General features: G+C 68.6%; 19 protein-coding genes. 12 read left to right on the top strand and 7 right to left on the bottom strand.

Features of this window, described 5'->3' with window-relative positions; genetic code table 11:
- Positions 1-70: 70 nt before the first annotated feature.
- Entirely contained in the window at positions 71-511 is a 441-nt protein-coding gene (locus H0B43_RS26860; protein ID WP_185725152.1) for a DUF3592 domain-containing protein, read from the bottom strand.
- Positions 508-2,133 carry a 2-succinyl-5-enolpyruvyl-6-hydroxy-3-cyclohexene-1-carboxylic-acid synthase gene (gene menD, locus H0B43_RS26855; protein WP_185725153.1) on the bottom strand — a complete coding sequence of 542 codons (1,626 nt, stop codon included), beginning with the start codon at positions 2,131-2,133 and terminating at the stop codon, positions 508-510. Before menD ends, H0B43_RS26860 begins: the two co-directional genes overlap by 4 nt.
- Positions 2,134-2,226: 93 nt before the next feature.
- Here menD and H0B43_RS26850 point away from each other — a divergent pair, with 93 nt between their 5' ends.
- Both H0B43_RS26850 and H0B43_RS26845 read left to right on the top strand, forming a co-directional pair.
- Positions 2,227-2,838, top strand: a complete 612-nt coding sequence (locus H0B43_RS26850) for a flavin reductase family protein (protein ID WP_185725154.1) — start codon at positions 2,227-2,229, stop codon at positions 2,836-2,838.
- A 46-nt stretch (positions 2,839-2,884) separates the two neighbouring features.
- Positions 2,885-3,712, top strand: coding sequence for a siderophore-interacting protein (locus H0B43_RS26845; RefSeq protein ID WP_185725155.1), 828 nt, complete (start codon positions 2,885-2,887; stop codon positions 3,710-3,712).
- 50 nt (positions 3,713-3,762) lie between these two features.
- On the opposite strand, the gene H0B43_RS26840 is transcribed toward H0B43_RS26845, so the two are convergent.
- Genes H0B43_RS26840 through H0B43_RS26830 form a run of 3 tightly spaced genes read right to left on the bottom strand, consistent with a single transcriptional unit; the run spans position 3,763 to position 5,915 of the window.
- A complete protein-coding gene (locus H0B43_RS26840) occupies positions 3,763-4,209 on the bottom strand; it encodes a DUF6918 family protein (protein ID WP_185725156.1) in 447 nt (148 codons plus the stop codon).
- Between the two features lie 45 nt (positions 4,210-4,254).
- Positions 4,255-5,256, bottom strand: a complete 1,002-nt coding sequence (locus H0B43_RS26835; protein ID WP_185725157.1) for an o-succinylbenzoate synthase — start codon at positions 5,254-5,256, stop codon at positions 4,255-4,257.
- Positions 5,257-5,261: 5 nt separating this feature from the next.
- A complete protein-coding gene (locus H0B43_RS26830) occupies positions 5,262-5,915 on the bottom strand; it encodes a PaaI family thioesterase (RefSeq protein WP_185725158.1) in 654 nt (217 codons plus the stop codon).
- A gap of 74 nt (positions 5,916-5,989) precedes the next feature.
- Here H0B43_RS26830 and H0B43_RS26825 point away from each other — a divergent pair, with 74 nt between their 5' ends.
- Positions 5,990-6,883: a 1,4-dihydroxy-2-naphthoyl-CoA synthase gene (locus H0B43_RS26825; protein WP_072939980.1), complete on the top strand. Its 894-nt coding sequence runs from the start codon at positions 5,990-5,992 to the stop codon at positions 6,881-6,883.
- A 10-nt stretch (positions 6,884-6,893) separates the two neighbouring features.
- On the opposite strand, the gene H0B43_RS26820 is transcribed toward H0B43_RS26825, so the two are convergent.
- Positions 6,894-9,221: an arylsulfatase gene (locus H0B43_RS26820; protein WP_185725159.1), complete on the bottom strand. Its 2,328-nt coding sequence runs from the start codon at positions 9,219-9,221 to the stop codon at positions 6,894-6,896.
- Between the two features lie 153 nt (positions 9,222-9,374).
- Here H0B43_RS26820 and H0B43_RS26815 point away from each other — a divergent pair, with 153 nt between their 5' ends.
- The 7 genes from H0B43_RS26815 to menE all read left to right on the top strand — a co-directional run bounded on the left by H0B43_RS26815 (position 9,375) and on the right by menE (position 13,635).
- Entirely contained in the window at positions 9,375-9,824 is a 450-nt protein-coding gene (locus H0B43_RS26815) for a hypothetical protein (protein WP_185725160.1), read from the top strand.
- Between the two features lie 3 nt (positions 9,825-9,827).
- Entirely contained in the window at positions 9,828-10,223 is a 396-nt protein-coding gene (locus tag H0B43_RS26810; protein ID WP_185725161.1) for a VOC family protein, read from the top strand.
- A gap of 79 nt (positions 10,224-10,302) precedes the next feature.
- The gene (locus H0B43_RS26805) at positions 10,303-11,511 is read left to right on the top strand and encodes an inorganic phosphate transporter (protein ID WP_185725162.1); all 1,209 of its coding nucleotides are present in this window, start codon (positions 10,303-10,305) and stop codon (positions 11,509-11,511) included.
- Positions 11,512-11,522: 11 nt separating this feature from the next.
- Positions 11,523-11,789 carry a hypothetical protein gene (locus tag H0B43_RS26800; protein ID WP_185725163.1) on the top strand — a complete coding sequence of 89 codons (267 nt, stop codon included), beginning with the start codon at positions 11,523-11,525 and terminating at the stop codon, positions 11,787-11,789.
- 48 nt (positions 11,790-11,837) lie between these two features.
- Positions 11,838-12,191 carry a DUF3349 domain-containing protein gene (locus tag H0B43_RS26795; RefSeq protein ID WP_185725164.1) on the top strand — a complete coding sequence of 118 codons (354 nt, stop codon included), beginning with the start codon at positions 11,838-11,840 and terminating at the stop codon, positions 12,189-12,191.
- Positions 12,192-12,193: 2 nt separating this feature from the next.
- On the top strand, positions 12,194-12,493 hold the full coding sequence (locus H0B43_RS26790) for a DUF3349 domain-containing protein (RefSeq protein ID WP_185725165.1): 300 nt from the start codon (positions 12,194-12,196) through the stop codon (positions 12,491-12,493).
- Positions 12,490-13,635, top strand: coding sequence for an o-succinylbenzoate--CoA ligase (menE, locus tag H0B43_RS26785; RefSeq protein WP_185725166.1), 1,146 nt, complete (start codon positions 12,490-12,492; stop codon positions 13,633-13,635). The genes H0B43_RS26790 and menE overlap by 4 nt, the downstream gene beginning before the upstream one ends.
- A gap of 91 nt (positions 13,636-13,726) precedes the next feature.
- Here the strand turns inward: menE and H0B43_RS26780 are convergent, their stop codons facing one another.
- Entirely contained in the window at positions 13,727-14,641 is a 915-nt protein-coding gene (locus H0B43_RS26780; RefSeq protein WP_185725167.1) for a hypothetical protein, read from the bottom strand.
- Positions 14,642-14,878: 237 nt separating this feature from the next.
- Here H0B43_RS26780 and H0B43_RS26775 point away from each other — a divergent pair, with 237 nt between their 5' ends.
- Positions 14,879-15,871, top strand: coding sequence for an ATP-binding cassette domain-containing protein (locus H0B43_RS26775; protein WP_185725168.1), 993 nt, complete (start codon positions 14,879-14,881; stop codon positions 15,869-15,871).
- Positions 15,868-16,698, top strand: a complete 831-nt coding sequence (locus H0B43_RS26770; protein WP_185725169.1) for an ABC transporter permease — start codon at positions 15,868-15,870, stop codon at positions 16,696-16,698. The genes H0B43_RS26775 and H0B43_RS26770 overlap by 4 nt, the downstream gene beginning before the upstream one ends.
- The last annotated feature ends 41 nt before the right edge of the window (positions 16,699-16,739 follow it).

Raw genomic sequence — 16,739 nt, 5'->3', positions numbered from 1 at the left:
GCTCAGCGTGGCAGTGCTCATGGTCACAGCAGCGAGATCGACATGACCGTCGCGCGAAGATCCGGGAAACTCAGGATGACGCTGTCGGCGAGGACGCCGCCTGGTCTTCCCGTCGGCGCAGATACCAGATCAGCGGGCCCGCGATCAGCCACGTCACGACGATCAGCGAACCCGCCGGGACGACCGCGACGCTGGCGTCGCGTCCGGACACCCGCACCAGGTCGGGGTCGCTGCGCGCGTACTCGACGTCGATCCGCTGTCCCACGGTGAGGTTGGTCGGATACAGCACCCCGAGTTCGGGGTTGTGCGTCACCCCATCCGGGGTGACGAAGCTGATGGCCGACCGCAGCGATCCCGCCGACAGCACCTCCGCGGTGGCCACGCCGCGGTCGGATTGAATGGTGTGGTCGTTGCGCCAGGCGGCGAGGACGAGGAGCACGGCCAGGACGGAGATGCCGATCGCCGCCACCAGCACCCCGCGCCGGACGCGGCGCGTCACGCGCGCATTCACAACTGTGCTCGCACCGCGGCGTGCAGTTCACGTAGCCCGGAGCGTTCGGTGGTCACCTCGAGCACCCGGATTCCGCGGTCGCCGGGAATGTCGGGCGTGCTCAGCCGGGTCGACAGCTCGCCCAGCCCGACGAGGTGGTGCTCCACGCGGTACGCAGCGCACAGGGCAGCGAGATCCATCCCGTGTGGGGTGCCGAAGACCCGCTCGAACACCCCCGCGTACTGGGGGTCGCCCTGTTCGAGCAATTCGAAGATTCCGCCACCGTCGTCGTTGGCCACCACGATCGTCAGGTCGCGGGGCCGCGGTTCGCCGCTGCCGACAAGCAGCCCGGACGCGTCGTGCAGGAACGTGAGGTCGCCGAGCAGGGCGACCGTGCGCCCCTCCTCGTAGGCGAGCGCCGCTCCGACTGCCGCGGACACGGTGCCGTCGATGCCGGCGACGCCCCGATTGGACAGCACCCGGATCTTCGGCACCGGATAGCTCACGAGCGCCGCATCGCGGACGGGGTTGGACGCCCCGAGCAGCAACTGGTCACCGTCGGACAGCGCGTCCATCACGGCGGCGGCGACGTGCAGTCCCGTCGCCTTCGGGTGGGCGGCCAGTTGGGCGCGGACCGCCTTGTCGGTGTGTTCGGACAGCGTGCGGCACCGGTTGATCCAGGCCCGGTCGGGTTCACCGGTCACCACCGCGCGGGTTCCGGTGGCCAGCACGTTCCCGGACACGTCGGGCCACCGAGGGCCGGTGGTGAGCGCGTAGACGGCCACCGACGGATCGGCGAGGACCTTCGACACGGACCGGTGGAGGGTGGGGCGTCCGGTGATGACGGCCTGCCGCGGCTTGAGCTGCGGCAGCGCCATCGGATGCACCGGGATGCCGTGCAGGGGCGCGGTCGGCTCCGCGACCGTCGGAAGTCCGGCGAGCTCGGGCCGCAACGCGGACCCGTGCCCGGAGATGACGATGGTGTCGGGGCCGATGTCGAGGTCCATCGGCACGTCGAGCGTCGCGTGCTGGGTGGTGGTCCACGCCGCGCCACCCGGTCGTCCCTGCGGGACGGGACCCTGCGCGTGGACGTCGGGAACGAGCGGTTCCCGCAGCGGGATGTCGAAGTGCACCGGACCGGCGTTCCCCGACCGGGTGCCGCGGGCCGCAGCGAGGACCCGGCACACAGCCGAACGCCACTGGCTGTTCTGCCCGGCGTCGTCCTCGGCCAGACCGAGGCTGATGGTCGCGCGCACCTGGCTGCCGAACAGTCCGAGTTGCTCGATGGTCTGGTTGGCTCCGGTGCCGAGCATCTCGTACGGGCGGTTGGCGCTGAGCACCACGAGCGGCACCCGGGCGTAGTTGGCCTCGAGTACGGCGGGACCGAGATTGGCCACGGCGGTGCCGGACGTCATGACGATCGGGACCGGACGTCGGCCGGCCACGGCGAGGCCGAGGGCGAGAAATCCCGCGGTGCGCTCGTCGATGCGCATGTGCAGGCGCAGCCGCCCCTCGAGGTCGGCGGCCTGCAGGGCGAACGCCAGCGGCGCGTTCCGCGAACCCGGGCAGAGCACGACCTCGCGAACTCCCCCGCGGACCAGTTCGTCGACGACCGCGGTGGCTTGAGCAGTGGACGGGTTCACGCCTTCAAGAGTGTCAGATACTCCGGCGGGTGCGTCCGGCGACCTCGCCGGGTGAGTTCGCGGCCACAACGCGGGCACTGACAACATGAACGCATGCGCACACTCTTCGATCCCGCCGAACTGCCACCACGCCGCATGTACCAGGTGCTGACCGCGTCGGTGGTGCCGCGACCGATCGCGTGGGTGTCCACGGTGTCGGCGGACGGGGTGGCCAACCTGGCCCCGTACAGCTTCTTCTCGGTGTCCAGCACGCAGCCGCCGGTGGTGCAGTTCACGTCGGTCACCCGCAAGGACAGCCTCCGCAACATCGAGGCGACGGGCGAGTTCGTGATCAACCTGGCAACCGAACCCCTGATGTCGGCGGTCAATGCCAGTTCGGCGACGTACGACAGCCACGTCGACGAGTTCGCCGCGCTGGGCATCGACACCGAACCCAGCGAGCGGGTGCGGCCCGTCCGGGTCGCGGGTTCGCCCGTCGCCATCGAATGCACCCTGAAGCAGGTGATACCGGTCGGCGACTCGTTCGTGGTGATGGGTGACGTGGCGGCGATAGCGGTCCGGTCCGAGGCGGTCGCCGACGACGGGTTGCCGGACTTCGAGACTCTCGCACCCCTGAGCCGCCTCGGTCGCAACGAGTGGGGTCTGCCGCCGAAGGTCGTGCTGCTCGACCGCCCACACCGCCCCGAACAACCGACAGTTGGTTAGGCTTACCTGACAACACAGCTTTCGCACCCGGGGAGACTTCGCAGCCATGGCCCAACGCACCAAGTTCGTCAAACCTCAGAGTCGCCGGATCGCGTCGGCGCGCGTGGTCGCCGCCAAGCAGATCAGCCCCAGCTTCGTCCGAGTCACCATCGCCGGCGAGGAACTCGACTCCGTGAGCCCCTTGGGCTACGACCAGTGGTTCCGGATGTTCTTCCCCCAGGAGGGGCAGAACACGCTGCGGCTGCCCACCAGTGCGAGCAACCTCTGGTACGCCCAGTACAAGCTGATGTCCAAGGACTCGCGACCCGTCGTCCGCAACTACACGATCCGCGAGCTCCGGGTGGCGGGGTCGGGGACGTTCGGCGACACAACCGAGATCGACATCGACTTCGCGTCGCACGGGGACCTCGGTCCGGCGTCGGCGTGGGCGAACACGGCCGCGGCCGGGGACGAAGTGGCGATACTCGACGAGGGGCTGATCTACAACCCTGCCCCGGACGCAGAGTGGCAGTTGCTCGTCGGCGACGAGAGCGCGCTCCCCGCGATCGTCGGGATTCTGCGGTCGGCCCCGCGGGACCTGCGAGCCGAGGTATTCATCGAGATCCCCGCTACCGAAGACGCTCGAGAGGTTTCGGTGGGTGACGGCGTCAACGTGCACTGGCTGGTGCGAGACGACGCCGATGCCCGTCCGGGAGTGCTCGCGCTGAATACGGTGATGCAGGCGGAGTTGCCGTCCGGTCCGTCGTACACCTTCGTCGCCGGCGAGAGCGAGCTGACGACGGCGCTGCGGCGTCACCTGGTGAACGAGCGCCGGGTCCCGAAGTCGCACATCTCGTTCACCGGCTACTGGCGCCACGGTCACGCCGCGCCCTGACAGGTGAGTGGCAATGCGTGCCGGGGCACACATTGCCACTCACCTGGGGATCAGTTGGCGTGCTTCTGGACGAGGGCGCCCAGACGCGGAAGCGCCTCGATCACATTCTTCTTCGCCGACGGACGCAGCGACGAGTACACCTTCTTGACGGCACCGCGGTCGCTGCCCTCGATGCGCTCGTCCGTGACACCGAGGAGCGAGTCCGCGACCTCGTCGCTGCGCGCCACCAGGTACTCGGAGAATCCGCTCTCACCACTGGCGGTGAAGGCCTGCCAGTACGGCTCGAGCTTGGTGACGAACGCCGGCAGCAGTCCCTCGATGGCATCCGGCACGATCGACGGTCCCACCTTCTTGACGGCGCCGTATCCAGCCTTGAGTGCCAGTCCCGAGGCCCCCGACTTGTCCGAAACCTCCGCGTCGATGAGAGCCTGGACGTCTGCGACGACCGCAGGGACGCGCGACTCGTCGAGCAGGGTTTCGTTCAGAGCTGCAACCACTTTCAATGCCTCCGTATTGACTGAGCGATCAGGTCCGGCCAGACACTATACGAAAAACCGGACGCCGCGTCGTTCGAGCAGGCCATGGCACCGGCGTGCCCGCTCGATCCACCAGCCCGAACGCTCCGCGGATGCGGCGAGGCCCGTGAGCCGTTCGACGTCGGGTACCACCGCCTCGACGGTGAGCGCGCCGTCGACCGGTTCGCGACCGCGGGCCACGTCCGCCTCGAAGAGCCCGCCGGTACCGAGACCGCACGCGAACTGCAGTTCGGGGAGCGCCGCGGCGGCGGCCACTCCGGCCGCGATCCCGACGGCGGTGTCCAGCGCACTCGACACGACCACCGGCACGCCGTGCGACGCCAGATCGTCGGCGAGCGACAGCAGTCGCCGCATGCCGCCCAGTGGCGCGACCTTGACGACGGCCACGTCGGCACCGCCCGCCCGCACGACCTTCAGCGGATCGTCGGCGCGGCGGATGCTCTCGTCGGCGGCCACCCGCACGCCGGGCAACCGACGGCGGATCTCCACCAGTTCGGGCACGCTCGCGCACGGCTGCTCGGCGTACTCGAGGGGACCGTCCGCGGTCAGGGCCCGCAAGGCGGCCTCGGCCTCGTCGACCGACCAGCCACCGTTGGCGTCGACGCGCACGTTCGGGACGAGTGTGCGGACGGCAGTCACCCGGGCGACGTCGTCGGCAAGGGTCTGACCGCGTTCCGCCACTTTCACTTTCGCGGTCCGTGCGCCGGGGTACCGCGAAAGCACGTCGGGCACCCGGTCGGCGTCGACGGCGGGGACGGTCGCGTTGATCGGCACCCGTGTGCGCACCGCGGCCGGCGGCCCCAGCCAGGCGTCCTCGATCGCCGACTGGAGCCAGTGCGCCGCCTCGTCGTCCGCGTACTCGGGGAACGGTGCGAATTCACCCCATCCGGCGGGACCGCGCAGCAGCAACGCTTCCCGCGTCGTGATGCCGCGGAACCGCACACGCATCGGCAGACTCACCACGACGGCATCGGCCAGGACCTCCGCGACGGAGGGCAGCGATGTCACGCGGTTCAGGGCTGCCCGGGCAGGAGCACGAGCATGAGTGCCTCGCATTCCGCAAGGAGGGTGTCCCCGTGCGTCAGCCGGGCGGTGATGTACGTCTTGCGCCCGTCGACGCGGTCCACCTCGCCTTCGACCGCGAGCGTGGTGTTCAGCGGTGTAATCGCGCGATAGTCGACGTGCAGATACGCGGTGCGGCTGATCGGGCGGCCGTAGGCGTGCACGATCATGCCCATCAGGTCGTCGAACAGCAGCGGCAGCGTGCCACCGTGGGCCGCGCCGTTCCCGCCCAGGTGGTAGCGGCGGAACTGGCCCGTGCTGCGCACCCCGTCGGGCCCGAACTTCTCGATGTTCCACGGCGGCATGAGCAGGCTGCCCCGGCCCGGGAGTTCGATCGTCCGACCGGCCGGCGACCGGCCCTCGGGAACCACGTGCGGCCCGAGCAGTTCGGTCAGCTTCTCCACCTGGTCGGCGGCCTGCACGAGGACGTCGTCCGGGGCGTCGACGGACACCGCGAGGTCCTGCAACGTGCGCATTCCCTCGACGAACCGCGCCCAGTCCGGACCGGGTGTCACCGGCTCGTATTTGGGGAACCCGCCGTGATGCTCGTACTCGTCGTCGCCCGTGCCGTCGAGACCGGTGACGTCCGCAGCCTGTTCGCTCATACCTGCACGGTAAACCCGGGCAAAACTCCTGCGCGCGCGGACACCCGCCGACGGCACCCGATAACCTCGGACCCGTGACCTTCAACCCGCAGCACTGGCGACCGGTTCCCGGTTTCGAGAACCTGACCGACATCACCTACCACCGTCATGTCACCCAGGGAATCGTCCGGGTGGCGTTCGACCGCCCCGAAGTGCGCAACGCCTTCCGCCCCCACACCGTCGACGAGCTGTACCGGGCCCTCGACCACGCCAGGATGACATCCGACGTGGGCGCCGTGCTGCTCACCGGCAACGGTCCGAGCCCCAAGGACGAAGGCTGGGCGTTCTGCTCCGGCGGCGACCAGCGCATCCGCGGCCGCAGCGGATACCAGTATGCGGAAGGGGAAACCGCGGACACCGTCGACAAGGCCCGCGCCGGACGCCTCCACATCCTCGAGGTGCAACGGCTGATCCGGTTCATGCCGAAGGTCGTCATCTGTCTCGTCAACGGATGGGCCGCCGGCGGCGGTCACAGCCTCCACGTGGTGTGCGACCTGACGCTCGCCAGCCGCGAACACGCCCGGTTCAAACAGACCGACGCCGACGTCGGCAGCTTCGACGGCGGGTACGGCAGTGCCTACCTCGCCAAGATGGTGGGCCAGAAGTTCGCCCGCGAGATCTTCTTCCTCGGCGAGACGTACACCGCGGAGGAAATGCACCAGATGGGCGCGGTCAACAAGGTCGTCGACCACGCCGAACTCGAAGACGTCGCCATCGACTGGGCCACCAAGATCAACGGCAAGTCCCCGCAGGCACAGCGCATGCTCAAGTACGCGTTCAACCTCCAGGACGACGGCCTCGTCGGGCAGCAACTGTTCGCCGGCGAGGCAACCCGCATGGCGTACATGACCGACGAAGCCGTCGAGGGCCGCGACTCCTTCCTCGAAAAGCGCGAACCCGACTGGAAGCCGTACCCCTGGTACTTCTGAGAGCCCGTTTCTACGTGTACTCGACCGCCATGCGGTCGATGGTGCCGTTGAACGGGAACGGCGCCCGGTCGTAGTAGTCCAGCGACACCGGGGAACCCAGGCAGGTGCCGACGTCGAGACAGTCGTTGGCGGTGAACAGCAACGGCGCACTCACCGGCACCTGCCCCTCCCCGACGACACTGCCGTCGATGCAGAGTTTCACGTTCAGCGGGCCACCGGGCCGCGCCTCGACGTACTCCGTGACCACCTGCACCGTCCGGGTGCCCGGCGCGATCGGCACGGTCGCGCGAATCTTGGTGCGCATCAGGATGAACAGGTTGTACTCGTAACAGAGGAAGCCGTCGTCGACGAAGCACGTGAGTCCGCCGGCGTTGCTCCCCAGCGCGTAGAGCACTCCGCTCGGGTTCTCCGGTGCCGTGAGTTCGAGGGTGACCCTGTTGTTCTTGTTGCCCAGCGCGGGAGCGCAGAACTCGGGCATCCGGATCGTGTCGCCGGAGAACTCCCAGCTCGTGTACGGCGTCGTGATCCGCTGCTCGGGATGCAATGCGACGACCCACAGCCCGCCACCGACGGGAAGCACATTGTTCTTCGCGGCCTCGATCACGAACAGTTCCCGCAGTTGCGCCAGCTTCTTCGGATGCTGCTCCGCGAGATCCCGATTCTGGGTCCAGTCCTCGTCCAGGTTGTAAAGCTCCCAGACGTCGTCGTCGGGGCTCCAGTCGCGGATGCCACCCGGGAGGCCCGCCACCCACGGTGCGCGTGGCCCGAACGCGGACGCCATCCAGCCGTCGTGGTAGATCGCCCGGCTGCCCATGATCTCGAAGTACTGGGTGGGCTTTCCCCCGGCCGCCCCGGGTTCGACGAGTGTCTGCGCGAAGCTGGCGCCGTCCACCGGATCCTGTGGAACACCGTTCACCGTCCGCGGTGGGGTGATCCCGATGATGTCGTACAGAGTCGGCACCACGTCGTTGCAGTGCAGGAATTGCGTGCGGGGTGCCGGGTCCGGTGTCACCTTCGCCGGCCACCGGGCCACCATCGGGTTGCGGGTGCCACCGAGGTGGGAGGCCAGCAGCTTCATCCCCTTGTACGGTGCGCTGCCCGCCCACGCCCAGCCCGCGTGGTACATGTTGTCGGTCTTCGGCGACCCCAGGACGTCCAGACCACCCAGTTGCTCGAGGGCCGCGATGTGCTGCGCCGGTGTGGTCGGAATGCCGTTCTGCGCCAGCAGTTCACTGATCGTGCCGTTCTGACCCTCGCCGGACGAGCCGTTGTCGCCCCAGATGTACAGGACCAGGGTGTCGTCCCGGTAGCCGAGACGGTCCAGTTCGTCGAACAGCCTGCCCACCTGGACGTCACAGTGCTCGGCGTACCCGGCCGCCACCTCCATCAGCCGGCGCTGGAACGGTTTCTCGTCGTCGGGAATGTCGTCCCACGCGGCCATCGTCGGGTCGCGGTCCGTCAGCTCCGCTTCGGGGGGAATCCAGCCCTTCTCCTTCGCCCTCGTGAAGACCCGCTCCCGGTAGGCATCCCAGCCGTCGTCGAACTTCCCGGCGTACTTGTCCGCCCACGGCTTCATGATGTGGTGCGGTCCGTGCAGACAGCCGCTGGCCCAGTACATGAAGAACGGCTTGTCGGCCTCGAACGCCTTGTGCCTGCGCAGCCAGCCGATGGCGTCGTCCGCGAGATCCTCACTGAGGTGGTAGCCCTGCTCCGGCGTCTTCGGGGGCAGCACCACCGTCGTGTTGCGCACCAGGTTCGGCTCGTACTGGGACGCCTCGCCGGCGAGGAAACCGTAGAAGTACTCGAATCCGAGACCCGTCGGCCAGTTGTCGAACGGACCGGCGGCGGTGGTCTCCTCGGCAGGGGTGTTGTGCCATTTCCCGAATGCGGCAGTGCTGTATCCGTAGTGGCGCAGCACCTCGGCCCCCGTCGCACTCGACCGCGGGATGTGGCCGGAGTAGCCGTCCCAGTCGTTGGCCAGCTCGGCGATCTGCCCGTTCCCGACGCGATGATGGTTGCGTCCGGTCAGCAGCGACGCGCGGGTCGGCGAACACATTGCGGTCGTATGGAATCGGTTGTACCCGATGCCGTCCTGCAACATCGCGTCGAGCGTCGGGGTGTTCACCTCACCGCCGAGTCCGCTGGGCAGGCCCGGCCCGGCGTCGTCGATGAGGACGATCAGGATGTTCGGTGCCTCGGCGGGGAGCCGCTTCTCCTTCGGATGCGGGCTGTACACCGACTCCTGCATGGTCCGGCCGGCGACGCTCCCCGACGGCCTCGGCGGGAACGGTAACGATTCGCCACCCGGTATCGGCTCGCCTGTCACGCTCGAAGTCATGGTCCCGTCCCCTCGTCGTCGGAAGCTGTCGATCCAGTCCAACACCGGGCGGTCGCGGGCGAGTACACCCGCGGAGGGTGAAATACGCGGGCGGATTCGTCGCGTAGGCAGGAGGGGACGCGCGGCGGCACCGATTCGGGCACACTGACCCCCATGAGCATCGACCGCGAGCTCCCCGCACCGGAACACCGTCGTCCGCCCGGAGTCGGTGACGACACCGTCGCCGCGCTCGGCAAACTGTCGGAGGCCCTCGAAACGGTCGAACGCGCCCGCGGGCACCTCTACTCGTTCCATCAGCTGATCGGGCACGCCGACCTTCAGCTCGGCGAGGCCGTCGACGCGCTGCGGGACGCGGGTCACCCGGACGTCGCGGACCGGGTGCAGTCCGAGCTCGTGGGTCGCAACGTCGTCGAGGGCCGGTGGACGTTCCAGCTCGTCGAGGAGTTCGACGACCACTACTGGACGCCGCTGCGCGAGCACGAACGTGGCGCACGTCACGAACTCGTGGACGGACGGCGGCACCTGTTCGAGGCCGAGATGAAGGAAGATCGACGGACACACGGTCGAACGGGACACGAGGCCCGGCCCGGCGAAGGAGGGTGACGGGTGGAAATCCTCAGCAGCAGGACGATTCTGCGGCCGCGTGACTACCCGACGACGCTCAGCTTCTACCGCGACATCCTCGGGCTCGCCACTGCCCGTGAATACCCCGGGGGCACGGTGTTCTTCGCCGGTCAGGGCCTGATCGAGATCGCCGCGCACGGCGGTACCGGTGAATCGTCGTCCTTCGACGGCGCGCTGTGGCTGCAGGTGCGCGACCTCACCGCCGCGCAGACCGAGCTGGTGCTCGCCGGGGTGAAGATCGACCGCGAGGCCCGGCAGGAACCGTGGGGACTGGTGGAGATGTGGATCGCGGACCCCGACGGAATCCCGATCGTGCTGGTGCAGATCCCCGACGATCACCCCCTCCGCCGCGACACCCGCCCGAAGGGTGAGAACTGACCGGCTCCATACCCAGGAGTGATCCGGTACACCGGACGTCAGCTGTACATTTCCGGTTGAAATCCGCACAATCCTCGGTGTGACCGCAGAGCTCGTAGTTCTCCTGGTGGTGGTCGTCACCGCCCTCGCTTTCGATTTCACGAACGGCTTTCACGACACCGGCAATGCAATGGCCACCTCGATCGCGACGGGAGCTCTGCGGCCCAAGGTCGCGGTCGCATTGTCCGCATCGTTGAATCTGGTCGGCGCCTTTCTGTCCGTGGAGGTTGCGGCGACCGTCGCCAAGGGCGTGGTGAACCTGGGAGCGGTGAGCGGTGAGGATCTTCTGCTCATCGTGTTCGCGGGCCTGGTCGGCGGCATCATCTGGAATCTGGCGACGTGGCTGCTCGGCCTGCCGTCGAGCTCCTCCCACGCACTGTTCGGCGGTCTGATCGGTGCCGCCATCGCGTCCATCGGCATGAGCGGTGTCGAGTGGGGCGGCGTGCTCAGCAAGGTCGTCGTCCCCGCCGTGCTGGCCCCCGTGGTCGCCGCGCTGGTCGCCACCGCGGGCACCAAGCTGGTCTACCGGATCACATCGACGGTGCCGGAGGGCACCAAGGAGCACGGGTTCCGCATCGGCCAGATCGGCTCCGCCTCCCTCGTGTCCCTCGCCCACGGAACGAACGACGCCCAGAAGACGATGGGCGTGATCTTCCTCGCACTCGTCGCGCACGGAAGCCTGTCCGCCGACGACGAAATGCCGTTCTGGGTCAAGTTCAGCTGCGCTGTCGCGATCGCGCTCGGCACCTACCTCGGCGGCTGGCGCATCATCCGCACGCTGGGCAAGGGACTCGTCGAGATCGCGGCCCCCCAGGGCATGGCCGCGGAATCCTCGTCCGCCGCCATCATCCTGACGTCCAGCCACCTCGGACTGCCGCTGTCCACCACGCACGTCGCGACCGGCTCCATCCTCGGCACCGGCCTCGGGCGCAAGGGCGCCGAGGTCCGCTGGGGCATCGCCGGACGCATGGCCGTCGCGTGGCTGGTCACCCTGCCGTCGGCGGCGATCGTCGGAGCCGTGTGCTGGGTCGTCGCCCACCTGATCGGCGGTCTGCCGGGTGTTCTCGTCGTGTTCGCCGCCCTGATCGTCCTCGCCGGGTTCATGTACCTGCGCTCCCGCCTGCAGCCGGTGACGTCCGGCAACGTCAACGCGGAGTGGGAATCGGACGACGCCCACCTACCCACCGAACCCAGTGAGCCGGACGTGGCCGAGACCGCGGACTCCGCCGGTCCCGCCGCGAATCGCTGAAGGGCCGGCACATGACACTCCTGACCACCACCGTGCACTCGCTCTGGCAGGTCATCCTCGTCGGACTGCTGTTCGGTGCCGGACTCCCCGCGATCTTCGCGCTCGGACTCAGATCACTCGGCGTAACGGACACCGGTGAGGACGTCACCCAGCCGACCGTCGCCGACCGGATCGGCGCCTGGGCCTGCTTCGCCGTGGTGCTGATCGCGATCATCACTGGGATACTTCTGTTGATGAAGGACTTCCTGGCCGGCAGCTTCGGTATCCACATCTTCTGAGCGGCGGCCCCCGAGTCCCCGTTCCATCGACGAAAGAGGCCGAAACGCGTGCCCAAGAACTCACTTCGCTCCGTGCTCGACTGGCTCCGCGCCGGGTACCCCGAGGGAATCCCGGCGAAGGACCACTTCGCGTTGCTGGCCGTGCTGCGTCGTCGCCTCACCGACGAGGAAATCGAACAGGTCGTCGCGCTGTCGATCGAGACCGCCCACGAGACGCCCGACCGCCACGTCGACTACGACAACATCCGACGCCTCATCAGCGAAATCACCCACGAGGAACCCTCCGAGGAAGACATCGCGCGGGTGACGGAGAACCTCGAGGCCGGAGGGTGGCCGGTCGGTACCGACGCCGAATGCGGCGACGGTGCCGGCGACGCGGAAGAAACCCCCGACGCAGGCTAGCCATGAGCCTCCCACCGTTTCTCTCCTCCATCATCGGCTGGCTGCGTGCCGGCTACCCGAACGGTGTACCCGAGCAGGACTACATTCCGTTGTTCGCGCTGCTCACTCGCCGGCTGTCGGAAGACGAGGTGGACGCCGTCGCCGACGCGCTCGTCGAGGAGGGTGACCTCCCGATCGAGAGGACCGACATCCAGGTGCTCATCACCAAAGTCACCAACGAGTTGCCGCTGGAATCGGACGTCGACCGGGTGCGCAGCAACCTCACCGCGGGCGGCTGGCCGCTCGCCGGGCCTGCCCAGTGAACGCACTGCACGCCCTGCCCGTCCCGTCGGGTGCCGGGGTCCTCGGCATCCTGCCGCAGCTGTCCGCGGTCCTCGACGGGGCCGCTCCCGCCGCGCTTCCCGTCCCCGCCGCGGACGAGCGGGAGACCCGCCGACTCACCGACGCGCTGCGTCCCGGAGACCCCATCGACGACGGCGTCGCACTCGTCGTCGCGACCTCCGGCACGACGGGGGTGCCGAAGGGGGCCATGCTTACCGCGGCCGCACTCCGCGCCAGCGGTGACGCGACGCACGCACGGCTCGGCGGTCCCGGTTCCTGGCTGCTGACCCTGCCCGCTCACCACATCGCGGGCATGCAGGTGCTGCTGCGCAGTGTGCTCGCAGGCACCGAACCGGTGGTGATCGACGTGACCGGAGGCTTCGATCCCGACACGCTACCGGCCGCGGTGGCGTCGATGCGCGGCCCCCGCCGCTACACCTCGCTCGTCCCGACGCAACTGGTCAAGGCCCTCGACCATCCCGACGCGGTGGCGGCACTGGCCGCGCTCGACGCGGTCCTCCTCGGTGGCGCCGCGACCCCCGCACCGGTCCTGCGCCGCGCCGTCGACGCCGGCGTCACCGTCGTCCGGACGTACGGAATGAGCGAGACCTGCGGTGGGTGCGTGTACGACGGGGTGCCCCTCGACGGCGCCCGGGTCCGGATCGACGGCGACGGTCGCGTCCTCCTCGGCGGGCCCATGCTCGCGTCCGGATACCGCGGACTCCCCGACCACCCCGCGTTCGCCGAACCCGGCTGGTTCCGCACCGACGACGCAGGCACCGTCACGGACGGCGTCCTCGGCATCACCGGCAGACTCGACGAAGCCATCTCCACCGGTGGTCTCACCGTCGTCCCGCAGGTGGTCGAGGCGGCTCTCGTCGCCCACCCCGCCGTCCGCGAATGCGCGGTGATCGGCCTCCCCGACGAGCGACTGGGGCGTCGCGTCACCGCCGTCGTCGTCGCCGAACCCGGCACCGCACCGACACTCGCCGAACTCCGCTCGTTCGTCGAACGCACCCTCGACCCCACCGCCGCCCCGCGCGAACTGCACCTCGTCGACGCCCTCCCCCTCCGAGGTCCCGGCAAGGTCGACCGGCGGGCACTCGAATCGCGGTTCGGGTAGCGGATCGCCTGTTCGTGCGAAGGTGCACGCCGATTTGCCGAATTCCCGCGCAATTGCGTGTGCTTCCGGCAATTCGGTGGGAAACGACGCCTCACCGGCGCCGCGAGCGGGCACATGCGCGCTCGAATCGCGCCTTCACGGCGTCGAACCGCCCGAGGTCCGCCCACACCCACCTGATCACCTCGAGGCCCGTGTCTCGTATCGCGTCCTCCCGCAGCTTCTCCCTCGCCACGATGTCGCCCGACTGCCCGGAGCCGAATCGGTACTTGCCCATGCCGTCGAACTCGCCGACAACTCCCCAGTGCTCCCAGAAGAAGTCCACGCGGCCCACGAACGCACCGCCGTCGGTGCGCACTTCGTGCTGCAGCTCGGGCGCCGGCATCCCACATTCGCGCATCCTGATTCGGCTGAGCGACTCGCCGGGACTCTCGCTGCGCCCGTCGAACAGAGCCACCGCGCGCCGGGCCGCCCCGATGCCTTTCCTCCGGCCGTGACGTTCCAGCACGGCCCGGACGTCGTAGATCGACACGTCGCCGCGATGCAGGGCGGAGTCGCCGATCACGACTGCCTCGTCCAGCGATTCCGAACGTGCGACGTCCGCCACGGTCCGGGCGAGCGAGGTCACCGCGACGCCGTCGATCTCGGTGACGTCATCACGACCCAGTGGAGCGATGTGCACATGCAGCGCCGCGGTCCGTCGCCCGCCCGACCGACGCTCCCGGCTCAGATGCACTCGGTCGAGGTTCACTGCACCGACGTCGAGTCCGTGGAGGACAGCGGCGGACGCGTGGCTGACCACGATCCCATCACCGTGCGCCACCACGGCCGCCGCGACCCGCGCGCGGTGCATCCCGACCGCGTCCAGTGCTGCGGAGTGGTCGCCGTCGAGGTAGGCACCCGCAGCCACGGCAACCAGTTGTCGTGTCGTCCTGGCGCGACGGAGTTCCGGGTCGGTCATCCCGTCGGCCAGCGCATGACGGCGAAAGATCAGGTCCTGTGCTCTCATATCGAGCATCGTGCTCCCTGCTCCGGAGCGGCCGCGGCCGCCGACCAGGACATTCAGCAGACCTGTGGATAACCGAGGGGCTGTGGAATTCCACAGCCGCACACCGATTCGTCAGATTCCCCCGCAATTGCCACTGATTCCGGCAAATGTCCGTGAACCTGCAGGTCGAGGGTGCTTGTCAGTCTGTGCAAGAGGCGTGCAAGGGCGCTGCAAGGGGCGGACTGCATTGTTTACGGCATGAACCTCAGTGCAACTCCCCCAGCGATCGAGGCCGACGGGCTCGTGAAGCTCTTCGGCCGTCAGCGTGCCGTCGACGGCGTGAGCCTGTCCGTACCGACCGGGTCGGTGTACGGAGTGCTCGGCCCGAACGGCGCGGGCAAGACCACCACGGTGCGGATGCTGGCGACGTTGTTGCGGCCGGACGGCGGCGAGGCCCGCATCTTCGGCCACGACGTGGTGCGCGAACCGAACGCGGTGCGCTCACTGGTCGGCGTGACGGGTCAGTACGCATCGGTCGACGAGGACCTGTCCGCGGTCGAGAATCTGGTGATCTTCGCCCGGCTGCTCGGCCTGAGCCGCGGCGATGCCCGTCGCAAGTGCGCGGAACTGCTCGAGGAGTTCGATCTGACGGAGGCGGCGACGAAGCCGCTGAAGAACTTCTCCGGGGGCATGCGACGACGACTCGACCTGGCCGCCAGCCTCATCGCCCACCCGCCGCTGTTGTTCCTCGACGAGCCCACGACGGGTCTGGACCCTCGGACGCGCGCCCAGATGTGGGACACCGTTCGCCGGCTCGTCGCCGAGGGGTCGACGGTGCTGCTCACCACGCAGTACCTCGACGAGGCCGATCAGCTGGCCGATCGGATCGCCGTCATCGACCGCGGAAAGGTGATCGCGGACGGTACCGCCGACGAACTGAAGGCGTCCGTGGGCGTCTCCTCGCTGCAGTTGACGCTGGCCGATCGCGGACGGACCGACGACGCGCGGTCGGTGATCGCCCACACCCTCGGTGTGGAGGTGGCGATCACGCCGGAGATCGGCCGCCTGACCGCGCCGATGACCGATCCGTCGCTGACCGTGGAACTATTGATCCGGCTGCGCGACCACGGGATCGCCGTCGACGAGATCACCGTCCAGAAACCGAGTCTCGACGAGGTCTTCCTCACCATCACCGGGCACGGCGCGGAAACCGTTGCCGCCGAGTCCGACACCGAACGGAGCGTCGCATGACCAGCACCCTCGAATCCCGCACTTCCGCGGGCCCGCAGCCGATTCCGGAGGTCCGCAACCGGATCAGCCTCGAACAGTCCGTCGCCAACACGCTGACCATGGCGTACCGCGGTCTGCTCAAGATCAAGCACAACCCCGAGCAACTGTTCGACGTCGTCGTCCAGCCGATCATCTTCACGTTGATGTTCACGTACATCTTCGGTGGCGCCATCTCCGGCGACGTGGCGTCGTATCTGCCGATCATCATCCCGGGCATCCTGGTCCAGACGGTGATCACCACGTCGATCGTGACGGGCACCCAGTTGCGGGAAGACATGGACAAGGGCGTCTTCGACCGTTTCAAGTCGCTGCCGATCGCCCGCATCGCACCGCTGTCCGGCGCCCTCCTCGCCGACGTCGTGCGGTACGGCATCGCCACGACCATCACGTTCACCGTCGGCATCGCGATGGGCTACCGTCCCGGCGGCGGCCTCGTGGGGGTGTTGTCGGCCGGAGCGCTGGTCGTCGTCTGTGCCTTCTCGATCAGCTGGATCTTCGCGCTGATGGGCGTCCTGATGAGCAAAGCGTCCTCGGTGCAGGGCATTTCGATGCTCATCCTGTTTCCGCTGACGTTCATGTCCAATGCATTCGTGCCCGCGAACACGATGCCCGGCTGGATGCAGGCGTTCGTGAACGTCAACCCTGTATCGCACGTCGTGACGGCGGTGCGTGAACTCGTCAACGACGGCCATTTCGGTGTCCACGTCGTGTGGTCGCTGCTCGGCGCCGCCGTGATCGTCGCGGTCATGGCACCGCTGACGGTCCGGATCTACATGCGCAAGGCCTGACAACCCGACGAACGACGCGAGCCGGTGGACGCGGGGTCCAC

Source organism: Rhodococcus sp. 4CII (assembly GCF_014256275.1).
Lineage (GTDB): Bacteria > Actinomycetota > Actinomycetes > Mycobacteriales > Mycobacteriaceae > Rhodococcus_F > Rhodococcus_F wratislaviensis_A.
Note: the sequence above shows the minus strand (reverse complement) of the source record. Positions and strands in the feature narration are given on the sequence as shown.